The 20,334-nt window shown below is 55.1% G+C and carries 19 protein-coding genes; 12 read left to right on the top strand and 7 right to left on the bottom strand.

Annotated elements, in window-relative coordinates; all coding sequences use genetic code 11:
* Positions 1 to 22: 22 nt before the first annotated feature.
* The 5 genes from CFI10_RS14990 to CFI10_RS14970 all read right to left on the bottom strand — a co-directional run bounded on the left by CFI10_RS14990 (position 23) and on the right by CFI10_RS14970 (position 6,648).
* Positions 23 to 1,930, bottom strand: coding sequence for a TRAP transporter permease (locus CFI10_RS14990; RefSeq protein WP_206835824.1), 1,908 nt, complete (start codon positions 1,928 to 1,930; stop codon positions 23 to 25).
* Positions 1,931 to 1,967: 37 nt separating this feature from the next.
* Complete coding sequence (locus CFI10_RS14985; RefSeq protein ID WP_206835821.1) at positions 1,968 to 2,963, bottom strand: TAXI family TRAP transporter solute-binding subunit; 996 nt, start codon at positions 2,961 to 2,963, stop codon at positions 1,968 to 1,970.
* A 336-nt stretch (positions 2,964 to 3,299) separates the two neighbouring features.
* Positions 3,300 to 4,295 carry an aldo/keto reductase gene (locus CFI10_RS14980; protein ID WP_242530013.1) on the bottom strand — a complete coding sequence of 332 codons (996 nt, stop codon included), beginning with the start codon at positions 4,293 to 4,295 and terminating at the stop codon, positions 3,300 to 3,302.
* 28 nt (positions 4,296 to 4,323) lie between these two features.
* Entirely contained in the window at positions 4,324 to 5,277 is a 954-nt protein-coding gene (locus tag CFI10_RS14975) for a Gfo/Idh/MocA family oxidoreductase (protein ID WP_206835818.1), read from the bottom strand.
* Positions 5,278 to 5,427: 150 nt separating this feature from the next.
* Positions 5,428 to 6,648 (bottom strand): LysR family transcriptional regulator, encoded by a 1,221-nt coding sequence (locus tag CFI10_RS14970; RefSeq protein ID WP_206835814.1) that lies wholly within the window; start codon positions 6,646 to 6,648, stop codon positions 5,428 to 5,430.
* Between the two features lie 147 nt (positions 6,649 to 6,795).
* On the opposite strand from CFI10_RS14970, the gene CFI10_RS14965 reads away from it, so the two are divergent.
* From CFI10_RS14965 to ltrA, 7 genes are all read left to right on the top strand, one after another.
* Positions 6,796 to 7,809 (top strand): amidohydrolase family protein, encoded by a 1,014-nt coding sequence (locus CFI10_RS14965; protein WP_206835811.1) that lies wholly within the window; start codon positions 6,796 to 6,798, stop codon positions 7,807 to 7,809.
* Positions 7,810 to 7,824: 15 nt separating this feature from the next.
* Positions 7,825 to 8,502, top strand: a complete 678-nt coding sequence (locus tag CFI10_RS14960; protein ID WP_091827346.1) for a 4-carboxy-4-hydroxy-2-oxoadipate aldolase/oxaloacetate decarboxylase — start codon at positions 7,825 to 7,827, stop codon at positions 8,500 to 8,502.
* Positions 8,495 to 9,559 (top strand): 4-oxalomesaconate tautomerase, encoded by a 1,065-nt coding sequence (locus CFI10_RS14955; RefSeq protein ID WP_206835808.1) that lies wholly within the window; start codon positions 8,495 to 8,497, stop codon positions 9,557 to 9,559. The genes CFI10_RS14960 and CFI10_RS14955 overlap by 8 nt, the downstream gene beginning before the upstream one ends.
* Before the next feature lie 20 nt (positions 9,560 to 9,579).
* On the top strand, positions 9,580 to 10,452 hold the full coding sequence (locus CFI10_RS14950) for an amidohydrolase family protein (protein ID WP_206835805.1): 873 nt from the start codon (positions 9,580 to 9,582) through the stop codon (positions 10,450 to 10,452).
* Positions 10,453 to 10,466: 14 nt separating this feature from the next.
* Positions 10,467 to 10,829, top strand: coding sequence for a protocatechuate 4,5-dioxygenase subunit alpha (locus tag CFI10_RS14945; protein ID WP_091827348.1), 363 nt, complete (start codon positions 10,467 to 10,469; stop codon positions 10,827 to 10,829).
* Positions 10,822 to 11,661: a class III extradiol dioxygenase family protein gene (locus CFI10_RS14940; protein WP_206835801.1), complete on the top strand. Its 840-nt coding sequence runs from the start codon at positions 10,822 to 10,824 to the stop codon at positions 11,659 to 11,661. The genes CFI10_RS14945 and CFI10_RS14940 overlap by 8 nt, the downstream gene beginning before the upstream one ends.
* Before the next feature lie 509 nt (positions 11,662 to 12,170).
* Positions 12,171 to 13,577, top strand: coding sequence for a group II intron reverse transcriptase/maturase (gene ltrA, locus CFI10_RS14935; RefSeq protein ID WP_242530012.1), 1,407 nt, complete (start codon positions 12,171 to 12,173; stop codon positions 13,575 to 13,577).
* A gap of 84 nt (positions 13,578 to 13,661) precedes the next feature.
* Here ltrA and CFI10_RS14930 read toward each other — a convergent pair whose 3' ends face one another.
* Positions 13,662 to 14,372 carry an HPP family protein gene (locus tag CFI10_RS14930; protein WP_206835799.1) on the bottom strand — a complete coding sequence of 237 codons (711 nt, stop codon included), beginning with the start codon at positions 14,370 to 14,372 and terminating at the stop codon, positions 13,662 to 13,664.
* A gap of 223 nt (positions 14,373 to 14,595) precedes the next feature.
* Here CFI10_RS14930 and CFI10_RS14925 point away from each other — a divergent pair, with 223 nt between their 5' ends.
* From CFI10_RS14925 to CFI10_RS14905, 5 genes are all read left to right on the top strand, one after another.
* On the top strand, positions 14,596 to 16,182 hold the full coding sequence (locus tag CFI10_RS14925; RefSeq protein WP_206835797.1) for an ABC-F family ATPase: 1,587 nt from the start codon (positions 14,596 to 14,598) through the stop codon (positions 16,180 to 16,182).
* A 15-nt stretch (positions 16,183 to 16,197) separates the two neighbouring features.
* Positions 16,198 to 17,517, top strand: a complete 1,320-nt coding sequence (locus CFI10_RS14920) for a DEAD/DEAH box helicase (RefSeq protein ID WP_206835794.1) — start codon at positions 16,198 to 16,200, stop codon at positions 17,515 to 17,517.
* Between the two features lie 27 nt (positions 17,518 to 17,544).
* The gene (gene ybaK, locus CFI10_RS14915) at positions 17,545 to 18,012 is read left to right on the top strand and encodes a Cys-tRNA(Pro) deacylase (RefSeq protein ID WP_206835791.1); all 468 of its coding nucleotides are present in this window, start codon (positions 17,545 to 17,547) and stop codon (positions 18,010 to 18,012) included.
* Positions 18,013 to 18,037: 25 nt separating this feature from the next.
* A complete protein-coding gene (locus CFI10_RS14910; RefSeq protein ID WP_206835788.1) occupies positions 18,038 to 18,745 on the top strand; it encodes a ZIP family metal transporter in 708 nt (235 codons plus the stop codon).
* A gap of 182 nt (positions 18,746 to 18,927) precedes the next feature.
* Entirely contained in the window at positions 18,928 to 19,779 is an 852-nt protein-coding gene (locus CFI10_RS14905; protein ID WP_242530011.1) for an Acg family FMN-binding oxidoreductase, read from the top strand.
* On the opposite strand, the gene CFI10_RS14900 is transcribed toward CFI10_RS14905, so the two are convergent.
* On the bottom strand, positions 19,769 to 20,233 hold the full coding sequence (locus CFI10_RS14900) for a gamma-glutamylcyclotransferase family protein (RefSeq protein WP_206835785.1): 465 nt from the start codon (positions 20,231 to 20,233) through the stop codon (positions 19,769 to 19,771). The two genes, CFI10_RS14905 and CFI10_RS14900, sit on opposite strands and share 11 nt — an antisense overlap.
* Positions 20,234 to 20,334: the final 101 nt, after the last annotated feature.

The raw sequence follows: 20,334 nt of genomic DNA, 5'->3' as shown, positions 1-20,334 counted from the left end.
TAGAGATTAATCTTTCTGAAAGTTAAGCCGTTTTTGCTCGGTATCTCAGATGAGGTGTTGCCAGGACGGCAGCCACAACCAAAGCGACAGCTACACCCAGTGCGATGATATTCGGTGCTAAGAACATTAAGCCAGCTACCAACAACATAGTTTGCGCTATGCGTGATAGAGGTGCTTTCCAGTATCCTTCAATACCAGCACTTAGTACGATAACGCCTATAGTAGCAGTGAGACAGTTCAGGATTATCCCCATTATCGGCCCTTCAAGAAGCAGCCCCTCTCCATACATGAATGCAAATGGAACAACGAATGCGGTAATCGCAAGCTTTACTGCACCAATAGCTATTCCAAGAGGTTTTGCATCCGCTATAGCCGAAGCTGCAAATGCTGCCACCGCAACGGGTGGTGTCATCGCTGAAAGAACTGCGAAGTACAGGATGAACATGTTTGACTGCATCGCTGAGAAGTCGAGAGAACTCAAGGTCGGCCCAACCAATACCGCAGCAAGTATAAATGCAGAAGGTGTTGGCATCCCCATGCCTAGAATAATTGCCAAAATTGCAGAAATGATCAGAACCAAGATACTGCTATTTCCAGCGAGCATGAACACGAGATCAGCAAACTTACCACCGAGTCCTGTCATCGAAATACCACCGATAACCAGACCAGCAGCGGCACAAGCAGCTGTTACTGAAACCATTCTAAGTGTAGTTTCACCGAGCGCTTCCCAAATGGATTTTAGTCCCATGCGAGTTGAGGGTTTTATCGCGGCAACAGCAATGACGCTTAAAGAGGCAAATGCTGCAACATAAGTTGGCGAATATCCCATAACAAGAGCTACAGAAAGGACAAGTAAAGGAATTATGAACAATCCGCCGTTCGACATTGCTACTTTTACTGTCGAAACTTCGTCTTCATCCAGTCCTTTAAGACCCATTTTTTCAGATCGTAAATGGATCTGTGTATAAACACACACGTAGTAAAGTAATGCTGGTACGATACCCGCGATAGCTATATCACGGTACTCAATTCCTGTATATTCAGCCATGATGAATGCAGCTGATCCCATGACAGGAGGCAATAGGCTACCGCCAGTCGATGCCGCAACTTCAACGCTTCCAGACAGTGATTTTCCGTAACCTAAACGTTGCATCATCGGAATTGTTATAGATCCCGTAGTTACAACATCTGATGTCGGACTACCAGACATGGTTCCGTATAAACCAGACGAGATTACAGCGATTTTTGCTGGTCCGCCAACACGCCTTCCTGCAATCGCTGATGCAAGATTAAAGAAGAAATCCGCACCCCCTGCTCGAGATAAGAAGGTACCAAAGAGCACAAATAAAAATGCATAAGTTGCGGCTACACGAAGCGGTACACCAAAAAGGCCATCGCTGGTAAACATCATAATATCGAGAAAGTGGTTATATCCTACTTCACGGAAACCGAGCCCTGCGGGTAAACTATGCCCAAAGAGATTGTAGAGTACAAAGGCAGCTACTACGCTGGTTAAGCCAACCCCGACTGTTCTGCGTGTTGCTTCAATAGTCAGGAAAAATAATGCCGAACCGGCAAGAAGGTCTGGTGTTTCTAGAGGGAACAGTAATGTGATCCGCTCTACGATACGGTCGCTTTCTATTAGAAAATAAATGCCTGCGGCAACACTCGTGAGCGAAAGTACCCAGTCGGTTAATCCTGGAGAACTAGTACGTCCCCAAGGTCCTGGTGTATACAGCAAGAATAGAAGAGCTAGCATTGATGACAAAAATACGATCGTCATAGCAAAAAGATCGACGTAGACGATAGTAGTTGTGTAAATCACTCCTAACGCAATTATTGCTGCAATTGATTGGAGTATTCGGGCAAGCCCGGGACTCAACTGACGTTTAGTACCGGTCTCTAACATTGATGAAAGTATATTCGACATTTGACTAGCTCTTATAATTCTAGATGGCTGTGCTCGTTTAATGTAAGCCTGCTTCTTTCAGATATTTTAATGCACCTGGATGATAGGGGACTACATTAACGGAAGCCATTACTTCTGGGTTCAACGCTTTCATTGCCGGGTGCACACCTGCAATTTTCTCGTAGTTTTCAAAAATAGCCTTTGTTAGGTTGTACGCTTTTTCGTCATCCATATCAGCTCTTACTGCGAGGGTTGCGCCTAATGATGGGGTATTGACCTTAGCTGGAGACCATTCATAGGTCCCCTCAGGGATCAAAAATGAAATCGTTCCACTAGCTTTATTCACTGTTTCAACCGTCGAAGAATCCATAGACAACAATGTTACATCGACACTATTGGCCACCTGCTGAATAGAGCTATGACGAACAAATAGTGAGTTAATCATGAGGTCTGCTCGGCGATCAGTAATCAATCCTACTTGCTCGGCCGAAGCCGCATAAATAACCTTTCCACCCCAGCTTTCAATATCTTTTTCAGTAACACCGATAGCAGTAAGCATTTCAACTGCTACATTTGATGCAATGTTTCCGCGTTTATTTATTGCAATAGTGATGGGTGGTTTAACCTTTGCGATGTCTTCAAAAGTATTAATGCCGTACTTTTCAGCAAAGTTTTTACGAACAAGCGCCTGCATCGGAGCCCAAGTATACATATAGGATAGAACTCGAATAGAGTCTATCGGTTTCTGGAAAGGTGGTTCGCCTTTTTTTGCCAGCAAAAGTTCAGCATCGTGGATAAGTGCCAAATCAGCTTGATTTCGATCTAGTTGACCAATATTTGCGATGCCACCGCCTGACGTTTGATAGGTGATTTTTGAGCCAGGATATGCTGCTCTGACGCTTGTATCTACTCCTGCTCCTAACAAACTCCAAAGTCCCCCGGGTGAAGCGCCCGCTACTGTCATTTCATAGGCTTCAGCCTTTGAAACAGGTGAATGAAGTAGTGCTGCTGTTGTTAAAGAAACAGCAATGTATTTTTTAAAACTGGATAACATAGTTAAATTCCTCTTATTTTTAACTTTGTTGGTCAACCAACTATGTACACTGATTCTATTATTACCATTAACCGTCTTTATATTTCTATGGTTATAAGTTTGTGAACCCTCCTCTAAAAATTACATACGGACGAGAAGAAACGGGAAAAACGCAAGGAGTAATCAGCAGTCATTCCACTGTAATGGTAGCAGCGGCAAAAAAGTAACTTAAAACCAGTAGTATTGATTGATTTTTTCATGAAGTATGTCCCAGTTTTAATTATGTTCTTGTATTTTTGCGTGCGTTTTTATACCGATAGTTTTTATATGTGTATGGCTAGAACCATTCATCTGTGATCATGTAAACTCCTCGGTATCGATCTCGGCCTGCTGTACAGCACTGTAGCGAGGGCCGTGAACGGTATTCTGGTTGATCAATTGATCCAGGCGCGTGACCACATCTGCGGTCAGGCTGACGCTATCGGCAGCCAGGTTTTCTTTCATGTGTGAAACAAAACGGGTGCCCGGAATCGGCACAATAAAGTCGCCCTTGGAGCGAACCCAGGCCAGTGCCAACTGTGCCGGTGAGCAGCCCACTTCGTTGGCGATTGCAACATATCCCTCCAGCAGGTTCAGGTTCTGCGGATAGTTCTCCTTGTAGAAGCGGGGCATGTTGTTGCGGATATCCTTTTCGACCAGCGTATCCACGTCCAGCAGGGTGTTGGTCAGGAACCCGCGCGCCAAAGGACTGAAAGCGACAAAGGCAGTGCCTGATTCGCGGCAGGCATCCAAAACCGCAATCTCGGCGTTGCGAGACCAGAGTGAGTACTCGGTTTGCAGGGCGGCAATCGGGTGCACGCGCTGGGCACGTTTAAGGGTAGCTGCGGAGACCTCAGACAGACCGATGGCGCCGATCTTTCCTTCGCGTACCAGGTCTGACAGGGCGCCGACACTGTCTTCGATCGGAGTATTGGGGTCGAGACGGTGCAGATAATAGAGATCGATGTGGTCGGTTTGCAGGCGACGCAGACTGGCTTCGCACTGGGCACGCAGGGTATCGGGTCGGCCGTCAATCTCTTTCTTGCCGCTTTCCTGACCTATCGCCATGCCGCACTTGCTGGCAAGGAACAACGATTGACGCTGATCCTTCAGAGCCTTGCCGACCACTGTTTCGTTGCGCCCGCCACCATAAAGGGTAGCGGTATCGAAATGGCGATACCCCATGTCAAACGCCTGACGTAATGCCTGAATCGCATCTGCTTCAGGCAATGGCGTGCCGTAAGCGTGTGACAGATTCATACAGCCAAGGCCGATGCCGGGCTGGTTGAAGTGGCTGTTAAGCGTTGTGCTCATGTGGTGATCTCCATCGATATCAGGATGATTAGCTCTCGGCCTGCAGGCACTGTTCCAGTTGATGCAGGGTTTCCATCGCAGGCAGACATTGAGCCACGCTGGAATTCGGCTCACGTCCTTCCCGAATGGCGGCGATGAACTCCCGATCCTGCAACTCGATACCGTTGTTGGAGACAGCCACGCCGGTCAGGTCGATCTTGTTTTCGTTGCCGTCGTACAGGTCGTCGTAACGGGCAATGTAGGTGCCGTTGTCACAGATATAGCGGAAGAAGGTGCCGAAAGGACCGTCGTTGTTGAATGACAAAGACAGAGTGCAGAGCGCGCCGTTTTCGGCCTTCATGCCGATGCTCATGTCCATGGCGATGCCCAGGTCTGGGTGGTGCGGACCTTCCATCGCCTGCACCTTGGTGGTTTTTTCACCGGTCTGGTATTGGAACAGGTCAACTGTGTGGCAGGCGTGGTGCCACAGCAAGTGGTCGGTCCAGGAACGGGCCTGACCCTTGGCATTAGTGTTGGTGCGACGGAAGAAGTAGGTTTGCACATCCATTTGCTGAATTTTCAGTTCACCGGCCTGGATCTTGTTGTGGATCCACTGGTGGCTCGGGTTGAAGCGACGGGTGTGGCCTGCCATGGCAACCAGACCGGTCTTCTTCTGCACTTCAACCAACTTGCGCGCATCTTCAATATTGTCAGCCATGGGGATTTCCACCATGACGTGCTTGCCGGCCTCAAGGCACTGGATCGCCTGAGACGCATGCAACTGAGTCGGAGTGGCCAGAATGACGCCGTCAACGTCATCACGCGCCAGAGCTTTGGCCAGGTCAGTGGTGTAGTGGGGAACGTTGCGTTCTTCAGCGAACTGGCGGATCACATCGATCTTGGTGCCTACAACCGAGGTAACAGTTGCGCCATCGATAGCAGCAATTGCGTCCATATGTTTCATGCCAAAGGCGCCGCTTGCGCCCGCTACACACAGTCTCATGCATGTATCTCCTGATACTGAAGCCAAAAATCAAATAAGGGAATGCTGCGCCGGTGCGTTGCATTTGTACCAAAATCTACCACCGGCCCACGCAGTTGAGTAATTGAATAACCTCTTGTGCTATTCAATTTTTGCAAAGCGATGAGTTTCTTAGATGTCGGAATAACGTGAGGCCGCTTCTTTCAGCATTTTGATAAAACGGCTTTGTGTCGGTGTGGGTTGCCAGTCACGGCGCAGTGTAAGCCCTATGGGCCGTCTTGTATGGCTTAGAGAGTAGGGTATAACCCCGAGTATGCCCTGGCGCAATTCATGCTCTACCTGGTGGGTCGAAATCAGGGTCAGTCGGTCGCTGCCACTAAGTAGCTCTCGAATAAGTATTTGTGAACTGGTTTCAACGAGTCGTGTAGGTTGTTTGGCGCCGCGATCACTGAACAGGGTGTCGAAAAATGCACGTGTGGGTGTTCCGATTCGAGGTACAACCCAACCGTATTGACCAATATCCTCCAGTGTAAGCGTACGGTGTTGCCGAAGAGGGTGATCTTTGCGGCCGATGATGGCAAGCGGTGGGGCCAATAACTCTTCCTGAATAATGTCATCGGCAGGGGGCGGAAAGCGCAGTGCACCGATCAGCAGGTCCAGATCACCATTGCGCAGGTGGAACAGCAGGTCGTCATAGGGTGCATCCACCACGTTAATGCCGATATCCGGGTGAGCCATGCTGAAGCGGTTGATGACATCCGGCAGGATGGATGTACGGGCCAGTGGCATGCTGCCCATGATGATCCTGCCGACTTCACGGAACTGCAGGGCGCTGATTTCATAATGGCCCTGCTTGATTTCGGCAAATCCCAGCTTGGCGGCGCGAGCCAGCAGTTCGGCGGCGCGGGTGGGAGTAATACCGGTCCTGGCCTTTTCGAATAATGTGATACCCAGCAGATGTTCCAGCTCGCGTCCGGCGCGGTGCAAAGATGATTGCGACAGATCCAGGTTGCGGCTGGCGACGCTGAAACTGTGGCTTTCGGTGATGGCGATCAGGGCCCTCAGCTGTGTCGTCGTCAGCAGTGGCAGCAGGCTTGATGGGCCACCATTCTGGGATTGAGCGCTCTTTTGAGCGGCTCGGATACCGCGCTCAAGATAACCCATGCAGCGACTGATACGGTTATACAAGGCTTCGCCGGACGGGGTGGGAAACATGCCGTTGGAATGGCGTTCGAATAACTCGGTTTCAAGCTGTGCTTCCAGTTTTCCTATCGCTTGGGTGATTGCGGGCTGAGACAGGAAAACCAGTGGTGCCGCTTTGCTGATGCTGCGGCATCTGGCTACTTCCATGAACACCCGCAGGTGTCTCAAGTTGGGCATGGTGAACTGCATGGTCCCTCCCGGGAAGGCTGTTTCCTGATAGGGTGTTCTCAAAAATCAATAGTATTGTGGTCAAATTGAAATAGCCAGTCCTGTTACACAGGCGAATACTAGATGCACTGACATTGAGCGTTAGAACCGATTTATAAGGTGCCCGAGATGATTATCGATTGCCATGGTCACTACACCACCACGCCGCCGCAGGTAGGTGAGTACCGCGAAAAACAGAAACAAGCCGTTGCCAAGGACCCCAACTTTATCGGTGAAAAGGGCCAGATCATCATCAGCGATGACGAGATACGTGAAACCATCGAGAAGAACCAGCTGCGTTTGCAGCAGGAGCGTGGTACCGACCTGACCATCTTCTCTCCGCGTGCCAGCTGGATGGGTCATCACATCGGCAACGAGCATACCAGCCAGTTCTGGACTGAACACCAGAACGACCTGATCCGTCGCGTGTGTGATCTGTTCCCGAACAACTTTGCCCCTGTTGCCCAGCTGCCGCAGTCTCCTGGTGTTGATCCGGCCAAGTCCGTTGCGGAAATAGTGCGTACCGTTGAGCAGATGGGCTTCATCGGCATCAACCTGAATCCGGACCCCAGTGGGGGGCACTGGAATGGTTCCTCCTTGGCGGACCGCTCCTTCTACCCGATCTACGAAAAAATGGTCGAGTACGATATCCCGGCGATGGTGCACGTGAGCGCCGCCTGCAACGACTGCTTCCACACCACCGGTTCCCACTACCTGGGTGCCGACACCACTGGCTTCCAGCAGTTGATGATGTCCGATGTGTTCAAGGACTTCCCGGATCTTAAAATCATCATTCCGCACGGCGGCGGTGCCGTTCCCTACCATTGGGGGCGTTTCCGCGGTCTGGCGCTGGATCAGGGCTTTGAACTGGAAGAGCGCGTACTGAACAACATCTATTTCGACACCTGTGTCTACCATCAGCGCGGTATCGACCTGCTGCTGGACATCGTGCCGACCAAGAACATCCTGTTCGCCTCTGAAATGATCGGCGCCGTGCGGGGTATCGACCCGGAAACCGGTCATTTCTTCGATGACACCAAGCGTTACATCGATGGTAACAAGGCGCTGACCGTCGAGCAGAAGCAGGACATCTTCGAGCACAACAGCCGTCGTGTATTCAGCCGTCTGAAAATTCCGGCCTAACAGGAGTTTTTTGTCATGAGAGAAAATGTAGTCGTTCAACATATTGAACGCGCCGATCAGGCGGTTATCGATGGTCTGGCTGAATGTGGTGTGGCCACCATTCACGAGGCCCAGGGCCGTGTTGGTCTGCTGGCGCACTATATGCGTCCGATCCAGCAGGACGTGGCTGTGGCCGGTTCTGCCGTGACCATTTCCGGCGCTGCCGGTGACAACTGGATGATGCATGTGGCGATCGAACAGTGTCAGAAGGGCGACATGATGGTGTTCGCGCCGACCTCTCCCTCTGTTCATGGTTTCTTTGGTGACCTGCTGGCGACATCGGCTCAGTCACGCGGTGTGGTGGGCCTGATCATTGATGGCGGTGTACGCGATACGCGCGACCTGCGCCAGATGAACTTCCCGGTGTGGTCGAAAGCCGTCTTCGCCGAGGGTACGATCAAGGAAACTCTGGGCTCAGTAAACATCCCGCTTGCCTGTGCCGATCAGCTGATCTACCCGGGTGATGTGATTGTCGCCGACGACGATGGTGTGGTTGTCGTTCGACGCGAAAAGGCCGCCGAAGTGCTGGAGCTGTCGCGCAAGCGCATGGCGCTGGAGGAGTCCAAGCGCGTACGCATGGCCAACGGCGAACTGGGCCTGGACATCTATGACATGCGCCCGCGTTTGAAAGAGAAAGGACTGAAGTATGTCTGATGGCGTCCGCTGCATGTGGATGCGAGGCGGGACTTCCAAGGGCGGTTACTTCCTCGCGTCTGATCTGCCGGTCGACACTGCCGAACGCGACGCCTTTCTGCTGCGGGTCATGGGGTCGCCCGACCCGCGCCAGATCGACGGTATGGGCGGTGGCGATCCGCTGACCTCCAAGGTAGCCGTGGTCAAAACGTCCGACCGGGACGATGCCGATGTGGACTATCTGTTCCTACAGGTATTCGTTGATCAGGCGATCGTCACCGATGCACAGAACTGCGGCAACATCCTTGCCGGTGTTGGCCCCTTTGCCATCGAGCGTGGCCTTGTGGAGGCGCAGAACGGCGAGACCGAAGTGCGTATCTTTATGGAAAACACCGGCCAGATCGCCCGCGCCCGTGTCAGCACCCCTGAAGGCCAGGTCAGCTATGTGGGCGATGCCTGCATTGATGGCGTGCCCGGCAGTTCTGCGGCTGTGCCGATCACATTTGAAGATACCGCCGGTTCCAGTTGCGGTGCCTTGTTGCCCACCGGTAATACGGTCGATGTGATAGATGGTGTCGAAGTCACTCTGATCGATAACGGCATGCCCGTGGTGGTGATGCGCGCCGAAGACATGGGCATCAGCGGCACGGAATCCCGTGAAGAGCTGGAAGCCAACATTGTGCTGCGTGAAAAGCTGGAAGCCATCCGTCTCAAAGCCGGTCCGCTGATGAATCTCGGCGATGTCAGCGCAAAATCGGTACCGAAGATGAGCATGGTCAGCCGGGCCACCAACGGCGGTGCCCTGTCAACGCGTACGTTCATTCCGCACCGCTGTCACGCTTCCATCGGTGTACTGGGTGCGGTCAGCGTAGCGACTGCGGCGGTACTGCCCGGTTCACCCGCCGCAGCGATTGCCGAAGTGCCGGAAGGTGCACGCAAGATGCTGTCGGTTGAACACCCGCTCGGCGAGATGAGCGTGATCCTGGATATGGATGCCAGAGGTCAAGTGGCCTCCGCCGCGATTCTGAGAACGGCCCGCAAGCTTTTTGACGGTGAAGTCTTTACCCACAATAACTGATTCCAAGCAGGTGTAATGAGATGATGGATCCTGACTACCTTCCTTTCCACGCCAACCCGAGCAAGCCTGAGTTCAAGGCGCCTGCCGGAGCCGTTGATGCGCACTGCCACGTATTTGGGCCGGCGGACACGTTCCCTTACCACCCCAAGCGCAAGTACACCCCTTGTGATGCGCCCAAGGAAAAGCTGTTCGAGCTGCGTGACTACCTTGGCTTTGAGCGCAACGTCATCGTGCAGGCATCCTGCCACGGTACCGACAACGCTGCGCTGGTCGATGCACTGGAAAGCGCCGGTGAGCTGGCGCGCGGTGTGGCCGTCGTAGATCCTGCGATCACCGTGGAAGAGCTTAAAGCGATGGATAAGGCCGGTGTGCGTGCCGTGCGTTTCAACTTCGTCAAGCGTCTGGTCGACACCACGCCGAAAGAAGTATTCCTGTCGATTGCCGAGAAGATCAAGCCACTGGGCTGGCATATTGTGGTCTACTTCGAAGCACCGGATCTGGAAGATCTGATTCCCTTCCTGAATCAGCTCGACACCACCATCGTAGTCGACCATATGGGGCGTCCGGATGTGACCAAGGGCGTCGATCACCCTGATTTCCAACGTTTCATCGATTTCATGGGCGGCAATGAAAAGGTTTGGGTGAAGACCACCTGCCCCGAACGCCTGACCCAGACTCCACCGGATTACAGCGATGTGGTGCCGTTCATGAAGGCGCTGGTCGAAAAATTCCCGGATCGTTGCCTGTGGGGTACCGACTGGCCGCACCCCAATATGAAGTCTCATACCCCTGATGACGGCAAACTGGTGGACGTTATCCCGCAGATCGCAACCACCGCCGAACTGCAGCAAAAGCTGCTGGTCGACAACCCGATGCGACTTTACTGGTCCTGACAGGAGAACTGATCATGAGCTCAACGCACCGCGAGATACCGGGTACGATCTTTTTCGACGGCCCCATGTCCACCAAAGGCTATCCGCTGAACAAAATGTGCTACTCCTTCAACAACGCTGACGCCCGTGAGGCTTTCAAGGCTGATGAAGCGGGGTACTGTGACAAGTTCGGCCTGACCGAAGCCCAGAAAGAAGCGATTCTCAAGCGTGACCTTAACGAACTGCTGCGTCTGGGTGGCAGTGTTTATTATCTGGCCAAGTTCGCCGGTCTTCTGGGTCTGAATATGCAGGATATTGGTGGCATGCAGACCGGGCGTACCAAAGAAGAGTTTCAGGCATACCTGGATAGTCAGGGAAGGGGGAAAAACAATGGCTAAAGTTATTGGCGGCATCACCACATCCCACATTCCGGCGATCGGCATCGCCATGGATAAGGGGTTGGAAGACACTCCTTACTGGAAGGATTTTTTTGCCGGTTACCCGCCAGTGCGCGAGTGGCTGAACGAACAGCAGCCGGACATTGCTATAGTGTTCTACAACGACCATGGTCTGGAAATGTTCCTCGACAAAAAGCCCACCTTCGCACTGGGTTGTGCGCCCATGTACGAAAACGCCGATGAAGGTTGGGGCATCGCCACCATCCCGCCGGTAACCGGTGAGACCGAGCTGTCCTGGCATATCGCCAACGAACTGATCGAGAACGACTTTGATCCGACCATCTGTCAGGACATCAAGGTGGATCACGGTCTGACCGTGCCGCTGTCGATCATGTACCCGGGCCACAACTACAAGCATCTGAAAGTGATTCCGGTGTGTATCAACTGCGAGCGTTACCCGATGCCGAAACCCTCCCGCTGCTTTGCACTGGGTCAGGCAATCGGCCGTGCGGTTGAGTCCTTCGCCGGTGATCAGAAGGTGGTGGTATTCGGTACCGGTGGTCTGTCACACCAGCTGGATGGTGAACGTGCCGGCATTATCAACTCCGATTTCGATCTGGAGTGTATGGACAAGCTGGTAAGCGATCCAGAAGCTCTGACCAAGTACAGCAACGATGATCTGGTCGAGATTGCCGGTGCACAGGGCGTCGAGCTGAACATGTGGCTGGCCATGCGCGGTTGTTTGCTGGGTAACGTGAAGGAAGTGCACCGCAACTACGTGGCACCGATCTCCAATACCGGGGCAGGTCTGCAGCTGTTGTTGAATGACTAAACATCGGATCGCCTGCAGTAATTGAAAAAAGCCCGAGAATCTCGGGCTTTTTTGTGCGTGCGCCAGGCATGGCGCGTAGCGCCGTGACGGGCGCTGTTCCGATGCGCGTGGTGGCGGTCGGATGACTTGGAGGTGCAAGTCCTCTGTGGGCCCGGCAAGGGGAACCACTAGCCGAACGGCAAGGGTGTCCATCGCGAGGTGGAATCTGAAGGAAGCCGAAGGCAAAGCACTGACCTGACGAACAGAAATCGCATACGAGGCGGCAGCTGTGGGTGAGGAGTCTACTATCTTCAAAGCCCGGTACTTGCACGGAGCGGCGGTCGTAAATGCGGCAGGTATAAGTGTGAAGGTCGCGCGTCTTACCCTGGGAGGTCTGTTGTCCTGCCTTTGGCTACGGCTGTCGTGAGGCGGCCGGATGGGACCACAGAATTCAGCAGACGCCATAGTAGGTGACTTACCGGTCACTGAAGGGCTGAACATGATAAACGAATCGGGAGCCCTGCCCCTTGATGACCCTGAACAACACTGAACAGATGGCTGAGACGCCATCACTTGCCGAGGCGGTGACCGGGCAGAACCCGGTTGCGGTCCCGTGCGAGGTGTTGCCGGTTACAGCGGGCGCAGGATCACTGCCGAGCGAGGCTGACAGGGATCTGATGTCAGCGGTACTGGCCCGCAGCAACATGCTGCTGGCCTACGATCGGGTTCGTCGCAATAAAGGCGCGCCCGGGGTGGATGGGATGACAGTCGAGGCGCTCAAGCCTTACCTGAAAACCCATTGGCCCGAGATCAAACAGCAACTGTTGGAGGGGCGGTACACACCCCAGCCGGTGCGCAAGGTTGAAATCCCCAAGCCCGGGGGAGGCATCCGTATGCTGGGTATTCCCAGTGTTCTGGATCGCCTGATCCAACAGGCATTGCATCAAGTGCTTAGTCCACGCTTTGAACCCACGTTCTCTGATCACAGCTACGGCTTCCGACCGGGACGCAGTGCTGCTCAGGCGGTATTGCAGGCCCGGTCCTACATGGAAGAGGGGCGTCGCTGGGTGGTCGATATCGATCTGGAAGCGTTCTTTGACCGGGTCAACCACGACATCTTGATGTCTCGGTTGGCGCGCGGGATCACGGATACACGTGTCCTGAAACTGATCCGTGCCTATTTACAGGCCGGGATCATGGAGGGAGGTGTGGTGACGGCACGGCATGAAGGCACGCCACAAGGCGGCCCTCTCTCGCCGTTGCTGTCCAATATCCTGTTGACGGATCTGGATCGAGAGCTGGAACGGCGGGGCCACCGGTTCTGCCGGTACGCGGACGACTGCAACATCTACGTGAAAAGCCGGAAGGCGGGAGAACGTGTGCTTGCATCATTGACCGACTATCTTGAGCAACGACTCAAACTTCGCGTCAACCGGGGCAAGAGCGCGGTCGATCGACCCTGGAACAGGAGTTTTCTGGGCTATAGCGTGGATAATCGCAAGCGGAATATCCGGCTCAAAGTGGCAGACAAGTCTCTGAAACGGCTCAGAGCCACGATCAAGGGGGTGCTTCGCAGAGGTCGAGGACAGAGGATCTATCGGACGGTCGAGATACTGACCCCGAAACTGCGGGGCTGGATCAACTACTTCCGTTATAGCGATGTGAAAGGGAGCTTCGAGGCGCTGGACGGCTGGATCCGCCGGCATCTGCGCAAAATCCTCTGGCGTCAATGGAAACGGCCGTTCACCCGGGTCAAGATGCTGATGCGACTGGGGCTATCTGAAGGCAGGGCTTGGCGCAGTGCCACCAATGGGCGTGGTCCTTGGTGGAACTCATGCGCCTCGCACTTGAATCAGGCGCTGCCGAAGAAAGTGTTTGATCGAATCGGACTGGTATCGCTAATGGATCAATATCACCAGCTTAAATGTGTATCATGAACCGCCGTATGCGGAACCGCACGTACGGTGGTGTGAGAGGACGGAGGTCGCAAGACCTCCTCCTACTCGATGATTAGGGGCATGTCAGTTTTTACGCCGCCCCGCATGCTCCTGCGCCAGTTCAAACAGCTCCAGCAGGTCCTCTTCCGTTACGTCGATATAGGAGTCCAGCTGTTCCATGGCGGATGTCAGGTCATCTGCATTGATGCTGACCGCTCGTGTCGGCAGTGGCGGGTGCTGGTGTTGCGCCAGGCAGGCGGGGTAACGGCGCCAATGAAACAGGCCGTTGAACAGCAGGGCTACCAGCAGGATGCTGGCCACATTGAGAAGTACCGGGCACAGCAGGTAGGCATAGCCTAGCTGGTGAATGCTGCTGCCACCAATGACGGCGGTCAGGGCGGTTGCGCCGCCGGGAGGGTGGATGCAGCGCAGATAGTGCATGGCGGTGACCGCCAGCCCAACCGCAAGGGGTGCGGTAAACCATTCGCCGGGCCAGAGCCATTGGCAGCTGACGCCAATCAGGGCAGAGATGCCATGTCCTCCCAGTACCGCCCAGGGCTGGGACAGGGCGCCATGGGGCACAGCGAACAGGAGAACGGCGGTTGCGCCCATTGAGGCGGTGAGCAAAATGGCGGCTTCTGAATCAAGCCACCAGCTGGAGACCAGTATCACCAGCCCGATCCCCATGACGGCACCCAGGCCCGAGATCAGCTTTTCGGTATGACTGGTGGTGTTGGGGCTCAGGCCCATCCACTGACAGTAACGATGGATACGGCTGTCTGACTGTTCCGGCACGACTGAATTCACTTGAGGTCTTGAGAGCAACACCCGATACGGGCGTCCGAGGGGGCATCATACTCTTTAAGGTGTAAACGAAATACAGATTAAAAATGTGTGTTTGTGTGCCCCTCTACTCGATGCCGCTTTTATGCGATAATTCGCCTCTTTGGTTGCATCCCCTGCCGGTTATCAACCGTCGGCCCGCCATACCCATTCAAGATCAATCGAGTAGATTCCATTGCTTACCACTGCGAATATCACCATGCAGTTTGGCGCCAAGCCACTGTTTGAAAATGTTTCCGTTAAATTCGGTGACGGCAACCGTTACGGCCTGATCGGCGCCAACGGCTGCGGCAAATCCACCTTCATGAAGATTCTGGGGGGCGATCTGGAGCCTACCAGCGGCAACGTCTCCAAGGACCCGAACGAGCGCATCGGCAAGCTGCGACAGGATCAGTTCGCCTATGAGGCGTTCAGTGTGGTCGATACCGTGATCATGGGGCATGAAGAGCTGTGGAAGATCAAATCCGAACGTGATGCGATCTACGCCAAGCCGGACATGACCGAAGAGGATGGTATTCGTGCCGGTGAGCTGGAAGGCGAGTTTGCCGAACTGGATGGCTATACTGCCGAGTCCCGTGCCGGTGAGTTGCTGCTGGGTGTCGGTATTCCGGTGGAACAGCATTTCGGCCCGATGAGCGAAGTGGCGCCGGGCTGGAAGCTGCGTGTGCTGTTGGCGCAGGCGCTGTTCTCGGACCCGGACATTCTGCTGCTGGACGAACCGACCAACAACCTGGATATCAACACCATCCGCTGGCTGGAAGGGGTGCTGAATCAGCGCACTTGCACCATGATCATCATCTCGCATGACCGTCACTTCCTGAACAGCGTCTGCACGCATATGGCTGATGTGGACTACGGCGAGGTGCGTCTGTATCACGGCAACTACGATGAGTACATGACCGCGTCGACTCAGGCGCGCGAACGCATGCAGGCGGATAATGCGAAGAAAAAGGCACAGATTGCCGATCTGAAGGCGTTCGTGAGTCGCTTCTCTGCCAACGCGTCCAAATCCAAACAGGCGACTTCGCGCGCCAAACAGATCGACAAGATCCAGCTTGAGGATATCAAGCCGTCCAGCCGTCAGAGCCCTTTCATTCGCTTTGAGCAGGACAAAAAACTGCACCGTATCGCACTTGAAGTTGAAGGGCTGTCCAAGTCATTTGATGAAGAGCTGTTCAGCGGTCTTAATCTGACCGTGCCGGTGGCTGAGCGCATCGCCATCATCGGCCCTAACGGCATTGGTAAAACGACGCTGCTCAAGTGCCTGGTGGGTGATCTTGAGCCCAGCGCCGGTAAGGTCAAGTGGTCCGAGAACAGCAACATCGGTTACTACGCGCAGGACCATGCGCACGAATTCACCGAACCGAAAAGTCTCTACGACTGGATGGCCTACTGCGGTAAGGAAGGTGATGACGAACAGGTGATCCGCGGCACACTGGGTCGTCTGCTGTTCTCTCAAAAAGATATCGACAAGTCGGTCAAGGTGATCTCCGGGGGCGAGCAGGGCCGCATGATTTTCGGCAAGCTGATGCTGCAGCGCCCCAATATTCTGGTGATGGACGAGCCGACCAACCACCTGGATATGGAGTCGATTGAAGCGTTGAACCTGGCACTGGAAAACTATCCCGGTACACTGATTTTCGTCAGCCATGACCGTGAATTCGTGTCGTCGCTGGCGACCCGTATCATCGAGCTGACGCCCACCGGCATCAATGACTTCCACGGCAGTTATGAAGATTACCTGCGCTCGCAGGAACAGTGAGCAGGAGTGAATACCATGTCCGCCTTTGCCGAACTGGGCCTCTGCCCTGAACTGGTTGCCACCTTGACGGCACTGGATCACCACACGCCGACGCCCATTCAGGCACAGGCGATCCCGCTGGTGCTGGCGGGACATGACCTGATTGCCGAGGCGCAGACCGGTACCGGCAAGACCGCCGGTTTTGCGCTGCCGATGATCGAGCGCCTCGGCCGCACGCCCGCAAGCGGTGATTACCACCCGATTCGGGGGCTGATCCTGACGCCGACCCGTGAGCTGGCCCAGCAGGTGGGTGAGCATACGTTGGCATATGGCCAGCTGCTGGGGATGCGGGTCATCTCCATCTTCGGCGGTGTGCGCTTCGACAACCAGATCCGCAAGATGAAACGCGGAGCCGATATCCTGGTGGCAACGCCGGGGCGGCTGCTGGATATGTTGAAGCAGAAAAAGCTGTCGCTGGAACAGTTGGAAATGCTGGTGTTCGATGAAGCGGACCGCATGCTGGACTTGGGCTTCATTGGCGAGATCCGAGAGTTGCTGACCCATATGCCGGCGCAGCGGCAGACACTGCTGTTTTCCGCCACACTCAATGACTCTGTGGAGGTGTTGGCCGACAAACTGCTGCAGAACCCGAAACGGGTTGCGATTGCAGTACGCAACTCGGCCAGCAAACAGGTCAAGCAAAGTGCCTACGCGGTGGATAATGCCGATAAGGGGGATGTACTCAGCTTCCTGATTCGTGGCGGCAACTGGCAGCAGACGCTGGTGTTTACGCGTACCAAAAAGCGTGCGGATCAGCTCTGTGCACAACTGCTGGAGGATGGCATCAGCGCGGTGGCGATTCACGGTGATCGCACCCAGCGTGAGCGCATGGCCGCGCTGGCCACGTTTACCGCTGGTGAGGTAAAAGTGCTGGTGGCCACTGATGTGGCCGCCCGAGGGCTGGATATTGAGGCGCTGCCGCAGGTGGTCAATTACGATCTGCCGAATCAGCCTGAGGCCTATGTACACCGCATCGGCCGTACCGGCCGGGCAGGTTTGAAGGGCTGGGCCGTGTCACTGGTATCGCCGGAGGAACGACGTTTTCTCAAGGATATATCAGCCCTGATCGGCAAGCCGCTGCAGCTGCAGCCTGTTCCGGTACTGGAAAACGGCAAGCTGATTGAAGGTGGCGCACTGGCCGAGAAAAAGGCCAACCGGACCGGTCGGACGCGCGTAGCATCATCGGGCAAAAAAGGTGCACAGGGGAAAAAAGCGGCCCGGCAGATGCCACAGGCTCAGCCGGAACCGGTCGCATCCAACCGACCGGGCAAGCGCCCCTCGCTGTTTGGGCGTTAATTACAGTAACCTGTAGGAGTCGAAAGGATGACACCCGCAGTTGATCAGGCCCGCAAAGCGGGTATTGCACACCGTATTCATGAATACAGCCATGACCCTGCAAATGAATCCTATGGGCTTGAAGCGGCCGAAAAGCTGGGGCTGGACCCCGCACAGGTATTCAAGACGCTGGTGGTCAGTCTCGATGGCAAGGCACTGGCGGTCGGCATCGTTCCGGTGGTCGGCAAGCTCAATCTGAAACAGATCGCCAAGGCGGCGGGTGCCAAAAAGGCCGCGATGGCTGATCCGGTCGAGGTCGAGCGTGTAACCGGGTATGTGCTGGGTGGGGTAAGTCCCCTGGGCCAGAAAAAGCGGCTCAAGACCTTTATTGATGACAGTGCCGCTGCTTTGGATACGATACACGTCAGCGCCGGACGGCGTGGGCTTGAGATTGAGCTGTCACCGCAAGATCTGGCTCGGCTGACATCGGGTGTTTTCGCACCGATTGCAGGCTAGAGGTCTTCGCTATTCGGGGGTTACCATGCTGTTGCACATACTGACGTTAACGCTATTGGCCGGACTGAGTATGCCGCTGGGTGCATGGCTGGCCTGCGCCGAACGGATACGCCCGCACTGGCTGGAAAAGGAGTTTCGTCACAGTGTCATCGCCTTGGGTGGCGGTGCTCTGCTGTCCGCGGTGGCATTGGTGCTGGTTCCTGACGGCCTTGAACACCTTGATACAACCGCTGCCCTGTTCTGGTTTGTACTGGGTGGAATGATTTTTCTGTGCATCGATGTCCTGCTGAACCATTTCAAGACCTCGGCCAGTCAGCTGGTGGCGATGCTGGCCGATTTTGTGCCGGAGTCCATTGCGCTGGGTGCAACCTTTGCACTTGGCGGCAGCAACGGCCTGCTGCTGGCTCTGCTGATCGGCTTACAGAATCTGCCCGAGGGCTTTAACGCATTCCGCGAGTTGCGTCATCACACCGGCTACTCGGCACGTCGCATCATTCTGATTTTTGCGCTGATGGCACTGATGGGGCCAGCCGCCGCATGGCTGGGGTACAGCTGGTTGGCAGACTATCCAGCCGTTGTGTCATCCATAATGCTGTTCGCCGCCGGCGGCATCCTCTACTCGGTATTTCAGGACATCGCCCCCCAGGTGAAACTGGCGCGGCATTGGGGCCCTCCCATGGGGGCTGTGCTAGGGTTTGCCCTCGGAATTGCAGGCCACATGCTGACGGCCTGAAGTGGCTGTCGTACACTCAGGTACCACACCCACTCTGAAGGAGCCAGACTGATGGACGAGTCTTCCGAGCGCACCTCTCTCCATGCCTTGCTGCAGCAGGCCGTTCTGGCACCTTCCAGCCACAATACTCAGCCCTGGCTAATACTCAGCCCTGGCTGTTTCGCCTGAATGAGGCGGAGCAGGTGGTCGAGCTGTTGGCCGACTGGCAACGCGCGCTGCCGGTGAATGATCCCGACAATCGTGAATTGCATATCAGCTGTGGCTGTGCGCTGTTCAATCTGCGTGTGGCAGCTGCCGATGCCGGGCTGTCGCTGGACTGGACACTATTGCCGAAACAGGAAACACCGAATCTGCTGGCTCGGGTGCATATTGGGCGTGGTGAAAAAGAAACGACGCTGGCGAGTCTGGGAGATGCTCTGATTCACCGCCGGACCTGGCGCAACCGCTTCAAGCCGGAAACCTTGTCGGCAGAGTTGCAGAACGCATTATGTGAAGTCGCCCGTGCTGAACATGGTCATGTACAGTTGTTGCTGAACCCGGAGCTGCGACAGCAGGTGGTGGAGCTGGTTAAACAGGGCGACAGCCTGCTGTGGCAGAATGAGAGCTGGCGTGATGAGCTGGCGCAGTGGATGCATCCGGGTCGAGCCGGCGATGGACTGACCGTGCCTCGGTTGGTGGCGCCTTTGGTCAGAGGTGTTGTGCGCCACTTTGACATGGGTAAAAGCATGGCATCTCAGGATCGGCTGCTGGCGGAGGAGTCTCCGTTACTGGCGCTGCTGAGCAGTGATGGCGATACGCCCCGTGACTGGCTGCAAACAGGTCAGGCTCTGCAGCATCTGCTGCTGGTCGCGCAACAGCAGGGCGTTCAAGCCTCCTACCTGAATCAGCCGATACAGCACGCACAGTTAAGGCCTCAGCTGGAACAGCATATTGGCCCACAAGGGCATGCCCAGATTCTGTTGCGACTGGGGTATCCCGATGACCGTCTGCCTGCCTCGCCGCGCCGTCCGCTGGACGATGTCATCATCGAGTAAGGGTGGGCTCTGTCTCTGCTGGTGGTTGCTTAATGCGCGTGTACACCCAGGCCTCTTTCCCATCCTCCAGTGTCAGCCGGACTCGCTCGTAGCGAATTCCCAGTCGCTCGTATCGGTCAAGCCGGCGCAGGCTGGTCGGAGCTACCTCCAGTAGCTCGCCCTGTGTCACGGCTGTTGGCTCCGTAACCAGGTCCAGCCCTTCTCGACGAAAGCCGGGCAGGCGAGCGGGTGTCGATACGATCTGTTCCCCTGTTACCAGCCAGCGTACCCAGCGATGGGTCAGCGTGCCGTACACAAACAGTCTGTGTTGGCGGTCAGGGGCAATGGCCGCCAGGCCAGCGGGCGCCGTGTATCCCCAAGGACTCAACAGGTTGTACCAGAACCAGGCTGGGGGCAGTAGCAAGGTGACTGCCAGTGCCAGTATCACCCATCGGCGTCGGTTAGAGTTAGCCATGTGCTTGTGATATCCCCCTGTGTTGGAAAATGGATATTAAGTGCACCTACAGGCTTTTATCTGAAGTCTGGCTGATTTATGTTGGCTCAGCATAAGGATAC

It is taken from the genome of Marinobacterium iners, from assembly GCF_017310015.1.
Lineage (GTDB): Bacteria > Pseudomonadota > Gammaproteobacteria > Pseudomonadales > Balneatricaceae > Marinobacterium > Marinobacterium iners.
Note: the sequence above shows the minus strand (reverse complement) of the source record. Positions and strands in the feature narration are given on the sequence as shown.